18 protein-coding genes, 1 pseudogene and 1 other annotated feature are annotated in these 15,053 nt (G+C 43.4%); of the genes and pseudogenes, 12 read left to right on the top strand and 7 right to left on the bottom strand.

From position 1 onward, the window contains the following. Position 1 precedes the first annotated feature (1 nt). The 5 genes from KNO72_RS00655 to KNO72_RS00635 all read left to right on the top strand — a co-directional run bounded on the left by KNO72_RS00655 (position 2) and on the right by KNO72_RS00635 (position 4,473). Positions 2-862: an ABC transporter permease subunit gene (locus tag KNO72_RS00655; RefSeq protein ID WP_214731413.1), complete on the top strand. Its 861-nt coding sequence runs from the start codon at positions 2-4 to the stop codon at positions 860-862. After that, on the top strand, positions 862-1,905 hold the full coding sequence (locus tag KNO72_RS00650; RefSeq protein WP_214757041.1) for an ABC transporter permease: 1,044 nt from the start codon (positions 862-864) through the stop codon (positions 1,903-1,905). Before KNO72_RS00655 ends, KNO72_RS00650 begins: the two co-directional genes overlap by 1 nt. 156 nt (positions 1,906-2,061) lie before the next feature. Continuing rightward, positions 2,062-2,922, top strand: a complete 861-nt coding sequence (locus KNO72_RS00645; protein WP_371815825.1) for an NAD(P)-dependent alcohol dehydrogenase — start codon at positions 2,062-2,064, stop codon at positions 2,920-2,922. A gap of 122 nt (positions 2,923-3,044) precedes the next feature. Continuing rightward, positions 3,045-3,683, top strand: a complete 639-nt coding sequence (locus KNO72_RS00640) for a hypothetical protein (protein WP_214757039.1) — start codon at positions 3,045-3,047, stop codon at positions 3,681-3,683. 232 nt (positions 3,684-3,915) lie between these two features. Continuing rightward, complete coding sequence (locus tag KNO72_RS00635; RefSeq protein WP_214757038.1) at positions 3,916-4,473, top strand: glyoxalase; 558 nt, start codon at positions 3,916-3,918, stop codon at positions 4,471-4,473. Positions 4,474-4,494: 21 nt separating this feature from the next. Here the strand turns inward: KNO72_RS00635 and KNO72_RS00630 are convergent, their stop codons facing one another. Continuing rightward, positions 4,495-5,304, bottom strand: coding sequence for a diguanylate cyclase domain-containing protein (locus KNO72_RS00630; protein WP_214684330.1), 810 nt, complete (start codon positions 5,302-5,304; stop codon positions 4,495-4,497). 217 nt (positions 5,305-5,521) lie between these two features. On the opposite strand from KNO72_RS00630, the gene KNO72_RS00625 reads away from it, so the two are divergent. Further along, entirely contained in the window at positions 5,522-6,067 is a 546-nt protein-coding gene (locus KNO72_RS00625; protein ID WP_214757037.1) for a Rossmann-fold NAD(P)-binding domain-containing protein, read from the top strand. A 111-nt stretch (positions 6,068-6,178) separates the two neighbouring features. Beyond that, positions 6,179-6,913, top strand: a complete 735-nt coding sequence (locus tag KNO72_RS00620; RefSeq protein WP_214757036.1) for a MerR family transcriptional regulator — start codon at positions 6,179-6,181, stop codon at positions 6,911-6,913. 5 nt (positions 6,914-6,918) lie between these two features. On the opposite strand, the gene KNO72_RS00615 is transcribed toward KNO72_RS00620, so the two are convergent. Next, entirely contained in the window at positions 6,919-7,620 is a 702-nt protein-coding gene (locus KNO72_RS00615) for a CPBP family intramembrane glutamic endopeptidase (protein ID WP_214757035.1), read from the bottom strand. Between the two features lie 91 nt (positions 7,621-7,711). On the opposite strand from KNO72_RS00615, the gene KNO72_RS00610 reads away from it, so the two are divergent. Further along, entirely contained in the window at positions 7,712-8,101 is a 390-nt protein-coding gene (locus KNO72_RS00610) for an NUDIX hydrolase (protein ID WP_214757034.1), read from the top strand. A gap of 64 nt (positions 8,102-8,165) precedes the next feature. Here KNO72_RS00610 and KNO72_RS00605 read toward each other — a convergent pair whose 3' ends face one another. Beyond that, a complete protein-coding gene (locus KNO72_RS00605) occupies positions 8,166-9,398 on the bottom strand; it encodes an MFS transporter (RefSeq protein ID WP_371815824.1) in 1,233 nt (410 codons plus the stop codon). A gap of 58 nt (positions 9,399-9,456) precedes the next feature. Continuing rightward, positions 9,457-9,710, bottom strand: a binding site (T-box leader). A 214-nt stretch (positions 9,711-9,924) separates the two neighbouring features. On the opposite strand from KNO72_RS00605, the gene KNO72_RS15835 reads away from it, so the two are divergent. Together KNO72_RS15835 and KNO72_RS15830 are read left to right on the top strand one after the other, a co-directional pair. Then, on the top strand, positions 9,925-10,335 hold the full coding sequence (locus tag KNO72_RS15835) for an amidase domain-containing protein (RefSeq protein ID WP_371815823.1): 411 nt from the start codon (positions 9,925-9,927) through the stop codon (positions 10,333-10,335). A 152-nt stretch (positions 10,336-10,487) separates the two neighbouring features. Further along, positions 10,488-10,928, top strand: coding sequence for a hypothetical protein (locus KNO72_RS15830; RefSeq protein ID WP_214757030.1), 441 nt, complete (start codon positions 10,488-10,490; stop codon positions 10,926-10,928). Positions 10,929-10,936: 8 nt separating this feature from the next. Here KNO72_RS15830 and KNO72_RS00590 read toward each other — a convergent pair. From KNO72_RS00590 to KNO72_RS00575, 4 genes and pseudogenes are all read right to left on the bottom strand, one after another. Beyond that, positions 10,937-11,117: pseudogene (locus tag KNO72_RS00590) on the bottom strand (IS30 family transposase); the annotation flags it as partial. A gap of 553 nt (positions 11,118-11,670) precedes the next feature. Further along, a complete protein-coding gene (locus KNO72_RS00585) occupies positions 11,671-12,150 on the bottom strand; it encodes a helix-turn-helix transcriptional regulator (protein ID WP_214757029.1) in 480 nt (159 codons plus the stop codon). Between the two features lie 29 nt (positions 12,151-12,179). Continuing rightward, positions 12,180-12,476 carry a hypothetical protein gene (locus tag KNO72_RS00580; protein ID WP_214684319.1) on the bottom strand — a complete coding sequence of 99 codons (297 nt, stop codon included), beginning with the start codon at positions 12,474-12,476 and terminating at the stop codon, positions 12,180-12,182. Between the two features lie 99 nt (positions 12,477-12,575). After that, entirely contained in the window at positions 12,576-13,781 is a 1,206-nt protein-coding gene (locus KNO72_RS00575; protein ID WP_214757028.1) for a cation:proton antiporter, read from the bottom strand. Between the two features lie 118 nt (positions 13,782-13,899). Here KNO72_RS00575 and KNO72_RS00570 point away from each other — a divergent pair, with 118 nt between their 5' ends. Both KNO72_RS00570 and KNO72_RS00565 read left to right on the top strand, forming a co-directional pair. Continuing rightward, the gene (locus tag KNO72_RS00570) at positions 13,900-14,268 is read left to right on the top strand and encodes a PH domain-containing protein (protein ID WP_078146889.1); all 369 of its coding nucleotides are present in this window, start codon (positions 13,900-13,902) and stop codon (positions 14,266-14,268) included. A gap of 99 nt (positions 14,269-14,367) precedes the next feature. Next, on the top strand, positions 14,368-15,048 hold the full coding sequence (locus KNO72_RS00565) for a hypothetical protein (protein WP_214757027.1): 681 nt from the start codon (positions 14,368-14,370) through the stop codon (positions 15,046-15,048). Positions 15,049-15,053 lie beyond the last annotated feature (5 nt).

Below are 15,053 nucleotides of genomic sequence, written 5' to 3'. Positions count from 1 at the left end.
TATGACGTATTTTGCTCGGAAATCAGTTCATCTGATAATCGCATTTTTCATCTTGATTGCGATTAGTGCGCTACCGTCGCTCGTCGTTCAGACGGATTTTAATCTGACGAATTATTGGAACGGCATTCAACAACAGATGGACCAATTACAGAAACTAGAGGACATTACATATTACAACATCACCGCGCAACGTTACTTGCCACTCTTGCCGGCACTTGGACCGCTCGTCAAAGAATCGGTCATCATTTTTACCACGGCACTCGCGGTATCGACCTCGCTAGGATTAATGTATGCGTACCTCTACTATCGGAGCGGGAGACGCGTTCGTACCGTTTTACACCAAACGAGTCAGACGCTCGAGATGGTACCAGATTTGTTCTGGTTAATTTTTTCTCAATTTCTTGCGATTACAATCCATAAGTCGACAGGGTTCGATCGCATTGAAGTTGCCGGAGGATTCGCAGAATATATACGGTTTCTCCCAATCGTCACATTGACGCTGACGACATTATTCTTCTTTATCAAATGGTTGACGATTCATATTCATGAACAAGAAGCCATTCCGTATCTCGAACTCGCGCAAGCGAAAGGGATTCGACCGAGTGGACTGGTTTGGAAACACTTATTACCGAATATCATCTATCGGTTTTACCTCTTTTTCCGTTCGAACATCATTACCATCTTATCGACACTTTTGATTGTCGAATACTTATTTAACGTTCAAGGGTTATTTCGATTCGCCGTCTACAACCCGCAGATGGAGATATTACTGGTTATCTTATTCGTCATCTATATCCCGATTTTTCTGTTGGATTTACTGATTGAATGGATTATTCCGAATGCATGGAAAGGAGGGATTTGATGCGCCGAGTATTAATACGTGACCCGATTTTCATCTTCTGCTTTGTTATCGTAGCGGGGCTATTGTTGATGAGTTTTGGAAATACCGTGTTTCGTGATGGGAATGTTGATCAAACCCTCATGCTCTACTCTGATGAAGGGAGACTCATTGGAATACCACCATTAGAACCGTCAAAATATCAATGGCTCGGAACGGACAATGCTGGATATGATTTATTCCAAATGCTCGTGGAAGGATTTAAGTGGACCGTTGGCATCTGTGCGCTCGTCGCATTCGGACGGATGGTCATCGGTCTATTGATTGGCATCCCTCTTGCTTTCAGGGGAGCTCGCTTAAATCAATTCTTTAAAACGTTATTGGACGGCTTTTTGATTCTGCCGATTTCATTGATCGCATTGATGATGTTAGTAGGAACACTGACCTTTTTTGATTCGACACAAGTGCCTCCATTATTTGATCGAGTAAAGATTGAACTAATCGTCTTAGTCGTTCTCGGATTACCTGCCGTCACGTTATATCTCATCACGGAGATTCGACAATTGCTTCAACAAGAGTTCATGATCGTGGCTCAGACGCTTGGTGGAAGTGTCTGGCACCGTGTGAGATTGCACCTTTTCCCGCATCTCGTCCCAACCCTCGTGATCGTCTTCATGCAACAGTTTGTCCAAACGCTCATGTTGCTCATTCATCTCTCGCTGTTTGGGATTTTCTTCGGAGGAACGGTCATGTTACATGAAGGGATCATGCCGACCGTCTATGAATGGTCTTCGATGTTCGGGTATTATTTCAGACAGTTCACTGCGATGACGTGGATGACGAATCATCTATTTCTCGTCCCGGCCATGTCACTTGCTGCGCTTATCTTTATTTTCAATTTGTTGACGAGCCGTCTCGAGCGAGCATTTAAGCTCAGACGTCAGGAACCGGTGGTGACCGAGGCAAGTCTAGCACAATCGGAAGCGGCAGCTGCTTCCCTTTCGAATCCGTTCACCCTTGTTGATTCGACTGTGTCATTAAGGAAGGAACCGGATGATATCGTATGATATGATCCGGTTTTTCTATGTCGAATGGACTGAACGGTCTTGTTTGAGGGAACGTGTATAACAGATTGAGGTGACAATTCATGAATGGAGTGAATCGATATGAAAGCTGCGATTTGTACCACGTATGGGCCACCGTAAGTACTCGTCATTCAAGAAGTGCATCAACCGAAGCCGAAAAGTAATGAGATCCTGATTCAAGTCCATGCATCGGCCGTCCACTCGGGAGACCGACGCCTCCGCGCACTAGACGTTCCAGCATTAGGAAAACTACCGATGCGATTAGTTGTTGGGTTTAAGGCTCCACGTCAACCGATTCTCGGTGTCGTGTTGGCAGGTACCGTCGTAGAAACAGGCAACAGTGTGAAAAACTTTCAGGTCGGAGAAAACGTCTATGCCCTTACTGGGATGCGTTTTGGTGGTTATGCGGAGTTTGCATGCGTGAACGAATCGAAATGTGTGTTTCAGATGCCCGCGCATGCCAGCTTTATCGAGGCAGCGGCGCTACCATTTGGTGGGACGACTGCACTACATTTTTTACGGAAGGCACGTATCGAGCGAGCGACGAACGTTCTCATTTATGGTGGCACAGGTGCTGTCGGTTCGACTGCCGTACAGATTGCGAAGCATTACGGCGTGCATGTCACAGCAGTTTGCCACGAGCGAAACGTTGAACTTGTGAAGCGACTTGGGGCTGATGTGGTCGTCGATTACACGAAAGAGGGGTACGATCTTGAATTAAATACGTATGATGTGGTCTTTGATGCCTCAGGGAAAATCGATAAACGATTAGCGAAAGCCCATGTGAGCGATAACGGGGCCTTCAGTTCTGTCGCGGGGCAAGGACCAGCCAGTGAACGTAAAGAGGATTTGATATTTTTGAACGAATTGTTTGAGTCAGGAGCATTGCAACCCGTCATTGATACGGTATATCCACTCGATAAGATTGTCGAAGCGCACCGATATGTGGACCAAGGGAAAAAGGTTGGAAATGTGATGGTGAGCATCAATGCAGAATAAATTAAATGATAGTATAAAGAGAAGTATCAAATTCTTGCTTTATCGTGGGGTTTGGTCGACAACCTCACTTACATATGAATGGATTTACCAACTAGACAAATCATGAGAGGGGGCGAATAGTCATGAATATATTGATTGGGCAACCGGAGATAGAGCGAAATCTCGAGCAACTGAAGCGAGAGATTGAGTCGAACCCGACGGTGGACTTGATTCTCTATCCAGAGGGATATTGTACATATACAGAATTAGATGGGCTAAGTGACTTAGCTATCCAATTCAACACATCGATTGTTTTAGGGTATCGAGATGACACGAATAAAGATCGGGTCCTCATCATAAACAAGCAAGGTGACACGTTGTTAACGCGACGGAAAACTCCAGAGAATGAGCTCTTGTTCATGCAATCAAGTGTCACGGATGGAGCGGAAGAATACGGTTATTTACTTTGCTGGGAGATTTTTATGGGGTGTGAAGGCTTGAAAACGCATGAGCATCTGTCGATCATATTTAATCCAATCGGAGTCGGGATGTTTAGTGAGGAACAATTCATGGAGTGGACGGAAGAAGCGAGAAAGATTGCGATGGAACGTAAAGCGATGATTATCGGAACGAGTCACGCAGATGGATCGTATCGAAATTGTGGAATCTCGCTTCCGATCGCATACTGCTTTGATGAAAAGGGGGAAGAGGTGTTTCTATCGAAAAATGATACGAGGACGCGAGTGTTAGAGACTGATTCAAGGGTTACAATATTCGTCTAATAAACTGTGACATCCTTAAATAAAAATGAATTATATATAGCGATTTTTTATTTCGCATACTGTATTTTAAACAATAATTTGAAAATATAAGGAGGCTTTTATAAGAATCACAGAAGTTACACTCTACACGAACCGACTTGACGAAATGAAACGTTTCTATACGGAACGAGTTGGATTATCAGTCAGTGAAGAAGGCCTGACCAGTTTTCGAATCAATCTAGGTGAAGATGCGTTGGTATTTCAAGAGGCTAAAACGGAGCAAGAGCGACAATACCATTTCGCGATCAATATTCAGGCTAACCGGTTCAAACAAGTGAAGGAATGGATCATGTCACGTGTCCCGCTTTTGACCGAGGAAGGGGAGGATGAAATCTATTTCGAAGGGATCGATGCATCATCGCTTTATTTTTACGACGCGGACGAGAATGTCATCGAGTTGATTGCTCGACATTCGATTAATCCGGAAAGTAACATCGAATCTTTTTCGTCAAATGAGTTTCTTGGAATCGGCGAGATGAGTTTGACGGTAGAAGACCCGTCTCTCGTCGCACAGGAGCTTGAAACAATTGGAGTAAGACGGAGAGATGGAAACTCAATTGACCCTCGTCATTTGAACTTCATAGGTCCTCCAAATCACAATACTTACATTCTCCTCGTACCTCGAGGGCGTGTATGGCTCTTCTCACCAAAACTGTCGATTCCGAGCCCGATTCAGATGGTACTTGATCAACAATATATCGTCGAAATGGATGAGAAACACGAATTTCATATTCACTCCATCAAAAAATGAGTTCACGAATGAACTCATTTTTTAGTCTTTAGATTCTATATACCGATGAATTTCCTCTAATCGTATGACTGCGTTCTCTAAGTTCACTTCAAACGATTTGTCTGAGCATTCAACTGTGAGCGAATCTCCGCTCTGACGTGAATACTCTAGGAGTAGTGGTCTGATTCGTTCATGTACAATTTGTGCATTTTCGATTGACGTTTGAGGGAAAATCATAGCGAATGTGTCTTGCGCAACTCGATATTTCTTGTCTGTTCGTCGAGTCGCTTCGTGAAGTTCATCACTAAAGTAGTTCAAGAACCATTCATACTCGGATGAACCATACCGTTTTTCAAAATCATCAAGGATCGGTAATGTGATGAATGACACCACAAACGTTTCCCCGTGGCGAATCAACCGATTCCGTTCAGCCTCTATATCCATCAAAAACCGATCTCGGTTATCAAAACCAGTCTCTGGGTCGACCGCAATCAACTGACTGACTCTCGCTTCCGCAACCTTTAGTGCAAACTGGGCATGAAACAGCTTGACTTGGAGCCAGTAAGACAACCCCGTCAAAATCGCTAATAGTAATAAAATGTATAGTTGCGCAGTAGCGGCAGTCTTATACACAGGCATCGTGATTAAAAAGTAAGCAGCGAATCCTAACAGAATGAGTACACCAGACCCGCGATAAATGAGCAACGTTGAAAGATAAAGAATCGGAATACAGATCATCCACCAAACAGGTAGATGATTCATGATCAGCAGAGAGGAAAATAGAATACTACATGCCAACGATACAACGATGAGTGCGATTAGTTGTATGGACATCGTTGTCCAATGTCTCATAGATATCCTCCTCTTAAAAGAAATAAATTGCAATGATAACACTATTATCCATTTTCCGAAATAGTGATTGTTCAAACCGATTTGAACACTTGATTCATTATAAGTGATTCACTCTATTTTAAAAGGCTTATTTTTGAAAAGACGTGAATGTTTGCGAACACTTCTTTAGAAAAAGAAGTACGAATGATTGGTATATAATGGAAAAAGAGGTGATAGCATGAATCGAAAACATATATTGCTCGTCGGAGGGACGGGGATGTTGGCAGGACTCGCATCTTATTTGGCAATCGAACATAATGTCACGGTCATTGGGCGAAATAAAGAAAAAATGGCGAGCGTCGTACAAAGAAATCCTGAAACGTGTCATCCGCTGATTGTTGATTATTGCGATGAGGAACTACTTTCAAACGCACTACAGCGAGCAGTGCAAAAAAACGGTCCATTTGATCGAGTCATCGCGTGGGTGCACCGAGGCTCAGGGAAAGCGATGCAACTCATTTTGAATCATTCGGAAACTGCAGAGGTGATACATATTTTAGGTAGCCGGGCGAATCCGGAATATGAGAAGGCGTGTCTATGTCTCAATGAACAACAGCTGTATCGGCAAGTCCAATTAGGTGAAATGCATGAGTTGGCATCTGTCCGTTGGTTGACACACGACGAGATTGTGAAAGGTGTTCACGATGCCATTCAGAATCAAGACGACTATCGATTGATTGGGACACGAAAGGATGACGTAGATGTTCACTCGAGAAATGATTAGTGAATGGATGGGGATGTACCACGAATTTCATTTTCAGATTAGGATGAAGGGATTCATCAGTTCAAAAGATATTCATACATACACGTCATATGTAGTTAGGAGGGTCAAAAATTGACCAGACACTATTCAACGGGAGAGGTCGCGAGAAAACTGAACGTGTCTGTGCGTACGCTTCGATACTATGACCAAATCAATTTGGTCACCCCCTCGTATACGAACGATGTACAGAAACGATTTTATAGTGACGACGAAATGTTTCGCCTTCAAAAAATCATGCTTTTAAAATCGATGGCCGTGCCGCTTGATGAGATTCGGAGAATCTTAGATGAGCAATCACTTACAAGCATCTTGTCCGCACATCTGTCCTCGTTAGAAGGAAAGATAGAGGAATTGAAGCAGGCGCAGAACCATACGGTCACACTCCTTCAATCCATGAAGCTTGAAAATGAAAAAATCGATTGGACGAAACTACAAACTATTCAAGCTAAATCAAATGACCGGGGACAATGGACGGACTATTTTACGGAAGAAGAGTCTGATTCATTGAAAGCAAGTTTACCTAAATTAGAAGACGGTGAGCATGATACGAAAAAGTGGATCAACTTGATTCGGAGAACCGAAATTCTAATCGAACGTGGGGTCGCCCCTTCCTCAAAAGAAGCCCAAATTCTTAAAGAAGATTTGACTTGGTTAACAGACGAGACATTTGGAGACAATCAACAATTGATTGAATCATTTTGGAAGATTCGAAAATCAACTGACGCATCGAATGAATTAGGACTGTATCCAATCGATGCATCGATTCTTGCCTATATTGATTCACTATATCAAGAAATAGCAGACTGATTCCCTCATGCCAATGCAGTCAATAGAACGGCTAGCCCATTAAAGGTGCCATGGATGAGCATGCTGGAATAGATAGAGTTAGTCCGTTCATATACCCAAGCGAACACTAGTCCCGATACAAAATTGACGAGTAACGTGTTTGTCGTCGGTAAATGAGCGAGAGTGAATATTCCAGCACTTACGATCATCCCGATCCCAACCCCAAACCGTTCTTGAAAGAAGCGGTACAAGAACCCACGATAAAAAATTTCTTCATAGATCGGTGAAACGATAGCCGCCGATCCAAACGCAATCAGTATGGAGATAATCGACAAGTCACTTTGTAAACTCTCTGTTTTTGTATTCGACGTACCGATACCGAAATATGATTGGACTATGACGATGATAATACTGAGTACAATTAGCACAATTGTCCATAGAAAGATGATGCCCGAATCTTTCAATGGAAAACGGCGAAGTCCTAACGTTTCCAGCGATAGGGTTTGAGGACGTATTGCGACGAGATAGAGGACAGTCATAAATATTATGGCTAATAACAGGCCGATACTTGTTCCTGAATAGAGGGTGTTTCCCCATGACTGTTCTAGAAAGTTGTGTAATTGTCGCTCGATAAGTAGGGGCGTCACTCCGAATAGAAGAACCATCGTAATTGCGAACTGATTCCATGTCCAAATGGGAGTTGTTTTCTTTTGCATTTGATTCAACATCGTATTTCCTCCTTATGTAGTTGTAGACCCATCATATCGGGTGACGTAACGTCACCTGCAAGCAGAAAATTGAAAAAAGAGTAATAAGACTATGGAACAATGGATTGGATCAGCTGCTTTATGCATCAACGAAGAGAGGAAAGTTCTCCTCGTAAAGAATCGTGACGTGCAACAATGGAGTTTGCCATCAGGTGGTCTAGAAGACGGAGAAACGGCGGAACAATGTTGCCAGCGTGAAGTGTTCGAAGAGACGGGCTATCGGATTTCGATTAATCAAAGATTACATATCAAACGAGCCATCATCTCAAGTTATCAAATCGAAACGCACTATTTTTTGGCAACGTGTGACGAGCGAGTGGCAACTGCAACTATCGACTCGGACATTGATGAAGTCAATTGGTGGTCGATTCATGAAATAGAGCGATTGGAACTTGCATTTCCAGAGGATCTTGAGCTGATTAAACAGTGGAGTGTAAGATGAAAAATCATCGAAGCGATTCACCGATTAGAACAAGCCGGTCGCATAAAAACGACCGGCTCATGACTTAAGACACTTCTTCGATTTGATTGTGATTGAAATACTCCCGTTTCGAACGGTCGCGCATGACATGTATGGTGTAACAACCAACAAGAAAGAAGATAATCGAGAATGCGAGATAGACCGGGCGAATCCCAATCATTTCGGCAAGGAGTCCAATCCCAAACGTGAGTAGGATGACGAGTAGCGACTCTGCCACATTGATAGCGCCAGAGAACCTACCCATGATTTCGACCGGGACATGGTGTTGATAGAATGATAAGAATCCTGTATTTGCAAAGGCAAGCGCGAATGTCAGGACAAAAAATCCGATGGAAGCCATTGTGAACGAGGATGAACTTGCGAATAGGAGATAGCCGACTGGTGTCATGATCGCCCCGAATCCGATACAAAACGATAAGGACAAGCGGTGACTCCATCTTGAATTGAAGAGTGATCCAAAGATGATCCCAATCCCAGCGATACTGACGAGAAACCCATATCGGCTCTCAGACAAGTGAAGAACTTGGGTCGCGAATGACGCCTCCAAGGAATCGAGCCCAGACATGAAGATGGTCATGATACAGAACAATCCATAGATGAGCGTCACGTATTTGGCATTTGATGCAAATCGTACGACCATTTTCCAATCCTCGATAATGAAACTTACAGAGAATGGTTCAATCGACGCTTCTGTTCGATGATGAGACGGAAGGCGCGACAACATACTGACCGAGACGATGAGTGCGAACGCATTCACGAAAATCGCAAATGTTGGGCTCCCGACTAGAAAGAGCAGTCCTGCAATCGTCGGACCTAGAATAAACCCGGATGACTGTACAAAGTTCTTCATCGCATTGAACTTTTGTCGGTTCGAGGCAGGTACGAGTTGCGTCATGTAGACCAGACTCGATGATTCGAATAACGAGCTCATCACATTGAGAAGAAAGACGATCCCGTAGATGAGCCACAGTGAATCAATCCAGCCTAAGCTGAATACGAGGAACGCACGCAGACCATCCAGTAACATCATCAGTCGTCTCGTATCGACCCGGTCAATCAGGCTACCTGACCAAAGATTCGAGACGAGCGAGGCGAGCGGGACTAATACATAGAGAATCGAGACGGCGAAAGGGGATCTAGTCATCTCTAAGATAATCAAGTTGAGCGCAATGAAGTATATCCAGGCACCAAGGTTTGAGATTCCGACACTAACGAGCAGTAGCGCAGAGGTTTTTCGAAACGAATTCAAGTCAATCACTCCTTCTATTTTTGATCACTTTCGGAACGCAAAAAAATCCCACCCCCAAGAACGAATTCTTGGGGACGAGATTCTCATCGTGGTGCCACCCCTGTTCGTCCGCACGTCACCGCACGAACCTTATTCGGTACTGCCGAATGAATCGGACTATACCTCAACTCTATAACGGGAGTTCCCGTCGCCACATCCCTCGGGGTGAGTTCCATAGCGCTGCTCAGAGGCTTGTTTCGATCAACGTTCTTTACTCCTTTTCACCAAACGGAGCTCTCTACGAAAGATTCATTGATGTACTGTTCTCTTCATCGCGTTTGTAAGATCATTTTTAAAAGGATAGCACATTATGAAAAAATTGGAAACAACAATTCATCGTATAAAAACAAAAGTTTTCCTGCATGAATGAAAAATCAAAGAGATTTAGGATAATTAAAATTTAAAGGAAGATATTAAGCTTCGTGATATTGCCAATGAAGAATTTGAACAAGAATTAGAAGAACAGGAAGCGCTAAAAATTCCTCAGTTCTTCATCATGGCTACATACAACAGAACTAAAGTGGCTGATTATGCAAGGCAATATGTAACCAAAACCAATCCCAACTATAAACGTTATAATTTAAACTGTACTAATTTTGTTTCACATGCGATTCACGCTGGTGGAATAGCGGAAGTAAAACCATCGCCTGTAAAAAATGGTATGCTTGAAACGACCACGTATTGGTTTAATGACAACTACATGGATTGCACAGGGTCTAATAGTTGCTATATGCGAGATAAGACATCTACCTCATGGGTAAGAGTGACGGATTTCTACTCGTATTGGACAAAGAAAGGCATGAGCGCCACAACTAGTACTAACAAAACACCATCATTAGTAATGCAAACGTTGGAGATGTCATTCAATTTAAAAGTAAAAATGGATGGTTTCACTCGGTTGTCGTAAATAGAAAAGCTAATGGAACTGTATACATTTCTTCTAATACAGCCAATTATTATAACCAAGACTTCAAAAACCGAGGCAATGATTCCCTTAGTTTTAGAGTAATTAAAATTAAATAAAGTCTTATAAGGACTTTGATAATTTGAGGAGATTATATGAACTATAAAAAGATCACCTACACTATTTTATCTATTGTTTCGATTTTAGCAATCTGGATCATTTTTTCTATAAATCAACCTCCTAAATGGATCGGGAATTCTAAACAATGGGAAGCAGAATATAATAGAGAGTCGAATGCTCCAAAAGGTGACTGGACAGGTTACGTGTACTGGCTTGGTGAAAACGATGCTACATTAGTTGGGGTTGAACTCACTAAAGACGGTGAGCTGATCCATGAGCTTGAGAATACCAGCGAACACCTGACGGGGGAAAAGAATTCCACCATCTTCATTCACACTTGGGAACCAATGTTTAAAAGTGAGGATGAAAAAGTGGAATTGACTATTCAGTGGGAAGATAAAGAAGGGAACCATGAAGATACGATTGTTCTGAACCCTAAAAATCGGTATTTTGTCTTCCCTAGTTTTATTTATTAGACGGTTTTTCAAATTAAGCGCAACACTTCCTCGGTGAAGGCCTCGTGTGCGGTTTTCCAGTTCAGGCATTTTCTCGGCCGCCCGTTGATCTTGGCGAGCGCATCCGCGAGTGCGTCGTGCGCCACCTGCGCGAAGTCCGTTCCTTTTGGGAAGAACTCGCGGAGGGAGCCCGTTGGCGTTCTCGTTGCTATATAGGAAAACGGGCTTATTCGTTCCTAGAGCAATCCGGAGTTCTACATGTGAGCCTTTTCCTCCAGGCAAGAGGATGACGACGAAGTCCGCTGTTTGAATTCCAGCAACCTCTTCTTCGCCAATCGCACGTAACGCATCGATTGAAGCGGCACGTTCGTTTTGGGTCCAGTCGTATGTATGGGTGTGACCGAACGCAACCAGATGATCACGGATGAAACGTACTTCTTCGATATTTGAAAAGCTTGAACCGACATAAAATCGCATACAAAGACCTCCAATTCGTCACAAATGGTTCATCTGGTAAAGCGATACGACATAAAATAGGATAATCAACAGACAACAGAGTACAAGGAAAAAATTCACGCTAATCAGGACGAATTTCATCAAAGAAAGTGGAAGGTATGATTGAATCAAGCGCGTGATTGATAAAGACGAGAGTACGAGTAAAATGATTGTGCCAACGAACCAAATGTAGTCATACGCGATGTTTGGGATCAGCCAAAAGTAGACGATCGTTATGACGATTAGACAGAAAGCCATCATCAAATCTTTATGCTTTCGTGTCATCTGATTCCTCACGATGAAGTTCCAACTTCGACCTTACCTGTTCGGCATCCTCTGCATCAAACGTGCTGTACCACCTCACATGGTTGAGATCGATGATCCGATAATGTCCGCTGATGATATTTTGTTGAAGGGTGTAATGTGGACCTGACTCGATTGCATGCCAAAAGACGCGTCCGCCGAGTGTTTTTTCTTTCGGCTCATAAGTGTTCTCGGTCGCAATCAGTTTGACGAATTCGACGGGGTCGTCACCAATCAAGTGTATGAGAATCTCACTTTCGTTAAACAAGGCGCATAGCGTCACAATCGTCGACCAGCTTGCTTCATTTCTCTCCTTCTCGATTTGGATGAGTGTTTTTTTTGAAATCCCAAGTAAGTTCGCCATCTCTTCCTGTGAATACTGGGATTCGATGCGAATCAATTTCATTTTTCGAGAGACTTGTCCAATAAATTCGGATTTTTTCATAATCGGTTCTTCCTTCCTGTTTGTTCGACTCAGAGCGTCGCCGAGCTTATGAAAATCAGTAACCATGAGATTCCGAGAAACACGGTGAATAAAAAGAGACAGACGATAACATAACAGCAAATGTATTGCCAGTAGGTCAATTGTTTTGATTGATAATAATGGTATGTAAAACTGAATGTCGAAATCCCGATGACTAAGAACGCAACAATATCCCAGATGATGCCAACCTTCAAGAACGATGGAGTCAGAAACGAAGCGATGAGTGCAAGCAGGACGGTCACAATCCCCGTAGAGATGGCAGCGGATGGTGTTGAAGTGTTTTCCAACGAATCACCTCCTAGTATATTACAAGTGTAATTTTACACTAAAAGTGGGCGATGTCAATTTCAGAATGTAAAAAAACCCTTCTCTAAGAAAGGGTCTCGTCACTCGTCATGTTTATTCGTTAAATAGGTCGTTAATGGGTAGACACCGACGCTTTGTAAGATCAGAGAGAGTAAAATGACGGCAAACGCGAGAGATATCATTTCGCTCGAGCCGTTAATGTTCTCTGCCTCTAGCCAGAGGACGAGGGCGATCGACATCGTTCCTTTAATTCCTGACCACGTGAGTAATGAAGTCGCCGTTAAATCGTCTTTAAATTCTCTACGCCATACAGGAACAGTATAAACGAGACCGCCGACGACGATGAACCGGGTCAGAAGCGAAAGCAAGAATAAAAGAACAGCGAACGTCCAGAGCGATACAGACAAATAGCTGGTCGCCTCGATTCCAATCAATAAGAACAGGAGAGCGAGCAATATCGGAATGACGATGTCCCAAAATCCATTCAAGTGACGCTGGACCGATTCGTAGTCCTCTTTCATGCCGAGCTCATGAGAAAGCATCATTCCGGCTGTGACGGTCGCAAGGACCCCCGATACTTCTAGCGCGTCGGCGAGATAAAATGCCCCGTATGCGATGACGATCGTCAACATGACGAGCTCATGCTTTTTAAAGCTGACAATCATCAATTTTTTAAGTAATAATCCAAAAATGAAGCCGATGCCGATTCCTCCGGCTGACACAATTAAAAATTCAGTTAAAAAGTTGAGCGTGGAGAACTGTTCTCCTGTCGCGAACATACTGAGGAAAATCGTGAAGATGACGACACTCGTCCCATCGTTCACCATCGATTCACCTTCGACAACATCCGCAATCCGTTTTTCCCCTTTACTCCGTTTTAAAATGGCTGTCACGGAAACAGGATCGGTCGGAATCAAGATGGACGCCAATAAGAAAGAGGCGGTCAGGCTGAGCGGGGTGAAGAGCTCGCTGATCCAAAACGTGCCATACCCCATCAGGATGGCGGTCAAGACAAGACCAATCGTACTCAATATCGTGATGATCCCGATATTGTCTTTCAAATCTTTGTATTTGAACTGATAAGCCGATGTAAACAGAAGTGCTGGTAGGAACACCTCGAAGATTATATCTTTTGAAATGAATACCGAATCAAAAAAGGCGATGTATGAGAGACCAATCCCAATCAAGACCAAGATGACCGGGACAGGGAAGTAATTTCGTTTGGAATCAATCAAATAAATGAGATAGCCAATCAGTAGCAATGTGATGATTTGTTGCGCGATCATGACGACGTCCTCCTCTACAATCAAGTTGCTATACACTATCTTCCCATTCAAGGTCTAATCAAACGAGAATTGTGGAATATAGGGATAGTACATTCATTTCATAGAGGGAGGAATCGATATGGGAAACCCGATTGGTGATTTGTCGTGGACGTTTTATTCAGAGTGTGAGGTGCCGATTGATATCACGGAGTCATTCATCGATGGGGAGCGGGCCGTCGCTGCCTACAAGACTGTCCGTGACATCGCCGTCTTCACGAACAAACGTCTCATTGTCCGTGATGCGCAAGGGCTCACGGGGAAGAAGATAGAGGTGTACTCGCTTCCGTACGACTCAATCAATATGTACTCGACGGAGAATGCGGGAAGAATGTTCGACTTGAACTCAGAAGTTCAACTGTTCACTCGAGCCGGAACGATCAAAATCAATCTAAATAAAAAAGTGGATGTGCGTAAGTTCGACAGATTACTCGCAGAAGCAATTTTGTAAAGCAGTGGACCGAGAGTTCTCGGTCTTTTCGTTTGGATTTTTCTGACAATTCGTCGTATGTCGTGTTACGATATTACATAATGTGTGACGGAGGTTACGATGCGATTTTCAATCCGATTATTGATGGTCATGTTAAGTAGTTTGATGTTGGTGACTGGATCCATCTATCTGGTCCGACTGTTTTGGGAATGGTTTCACGACCCGACAAAAGGTGGAATCGTGCTTCTTTTTTCTGGAGAGGACGGAGCCAGCAGTGATGAACATGGAGGGAAGTTTCGTCTGAAAGATGATGAGGGTTTTCAATTCTTGAAGAATGACTTTTTAGACTATACGTTCGAAACAGGAGGGACAGTAACCGAGTCGGGAAATTCATACTGGTTATGGTTCCTTATTGGGGGTTTGATTGTTCTCCTGATTTTGACGCTCAGCATGCTACGGAAAAGAAAGCGTGTCGTCTCGACTATTGATTTCTCGAGTGGCACCGTAAAACGAAAAGGGCGTAAGGCTAAAGCAAATGGATTTGTGGAATCCAAAGAGGTTCAATGGACCGATAATGCGGTTCGGAATGCGCTCATCCAGTTCAATCTGGACTTGCCGATTGCCTCAAGACATCAATCGAATGAGACGGTGTTGGATTGGTTCAAGCGAATCGGAGTGGAAGAGTTGGACCTTTCGCCTTATTGGAAATCGAGATATATAGACGAAGTGGTGAGTGATGAAGAATCTAGACAATTTCGAGCAGCATTGGAGTTTAAGCGATTCGAAGACGGTAAGGGGTGATTGTG

The organism is Exiguobacterium sp. s123 (assembly GCF_018617075.1).
Lineage (GTDB): Bacteria > Bacillota > Bacilli > Exiguobacteriales > Exiguobacteriaceae > Exiguobacterium > Exiguobacterium profundum.
Note: the sequence above shows the minus strand (reverse complement) of the source record. Positions and strands in the feature narration are given on the sequence as shown.

Coding starts and splice junctions, on each gene's coding strand:
- KNO72_RS00655 (WP_214731413.1), top strand. CDS start 2: ATGACGTATTTTGCTCGGAAATCAGTTCATCTGATAATCGCATTTTTC.
- KNO72_RS00650 (WP_214757041.1), top strand. CDS start 862: ATGCGCCGAGTATTAATACGTGACCCGATTTTCATCTTCTGCTTTGTT.
- KNO72_RS00640 (WP_214757039.1), top strand. CDS start 3,045: ATGAATATATTGATTGGGCAACCGGAGATAGAGCGAAATCTCGAGCAA.
- KNO72_RS00630 (WP_214684330.1), bottom strand. CDS start 5,304: ATGAGACATTGGACAACGATGTCCATACAACTAATCGCACTCATCGTT.
- KNO72_RS00625 (WP_214757037.1), top strand. CDS start 5,522: ATGAATCGAAAACATATATTGCTCGTCGGAGGGACGGGGATGTTGGCA.
- KNO72_RS00615 (WP_214757035.1), bottom strand. CDS start 7,620: ATGTTGAATCAAATGCAAAAGAAAACAACTCCCATTTGGACATGGAAT.
- KNO72_RS00610 (WP_214757034.1), top strand. CDS start 7,712: ATGGAACAATGGATTGGATCAGCTGCTTTATGCATCAACGAAGAGAGG.
- KNO72_RS15835 (WP_371815823.1), top strand. CDS start 9,925: ATGGCTACATACAACAGAACTAAAGTGGCTGATTATGCAAGGCAATAT.
- KNO72_RS15830 (WP_214757030.1), top strand. CDS start 10,488: ATGAACTATAAAAAGATCACCTACACTATTTTATCTATTGTTTCGATT.
- KNO72_RS00585 (WP_214757029.1), bottom strand. CDS start 12,150: ATGAAAAAATCCGAATTTATTGGACAAGTCTCTCGAAAAATGAAATTG.
- KNO72_RS00575 (WP_214757028.1), bottom strand. CDS start 13,781: ATGATCGCGCAACAAATCATCACATTGCTACTGATTGGCTATCTCATT.
- KNO72_RS00570 (WP_078146889.1), top strand. CDS start 13,900: ATGGGAAACCCGATTGGTGATTTGTCGTGGACGTTTTATTCAGAGTGT.
- KNO72_RS00565 (WP_214757027.1), top strand. CDS start 14,368: ATGCGATTTTCAATCCGATTATTGATGGTCATGTTAAGTAGTTTGATG.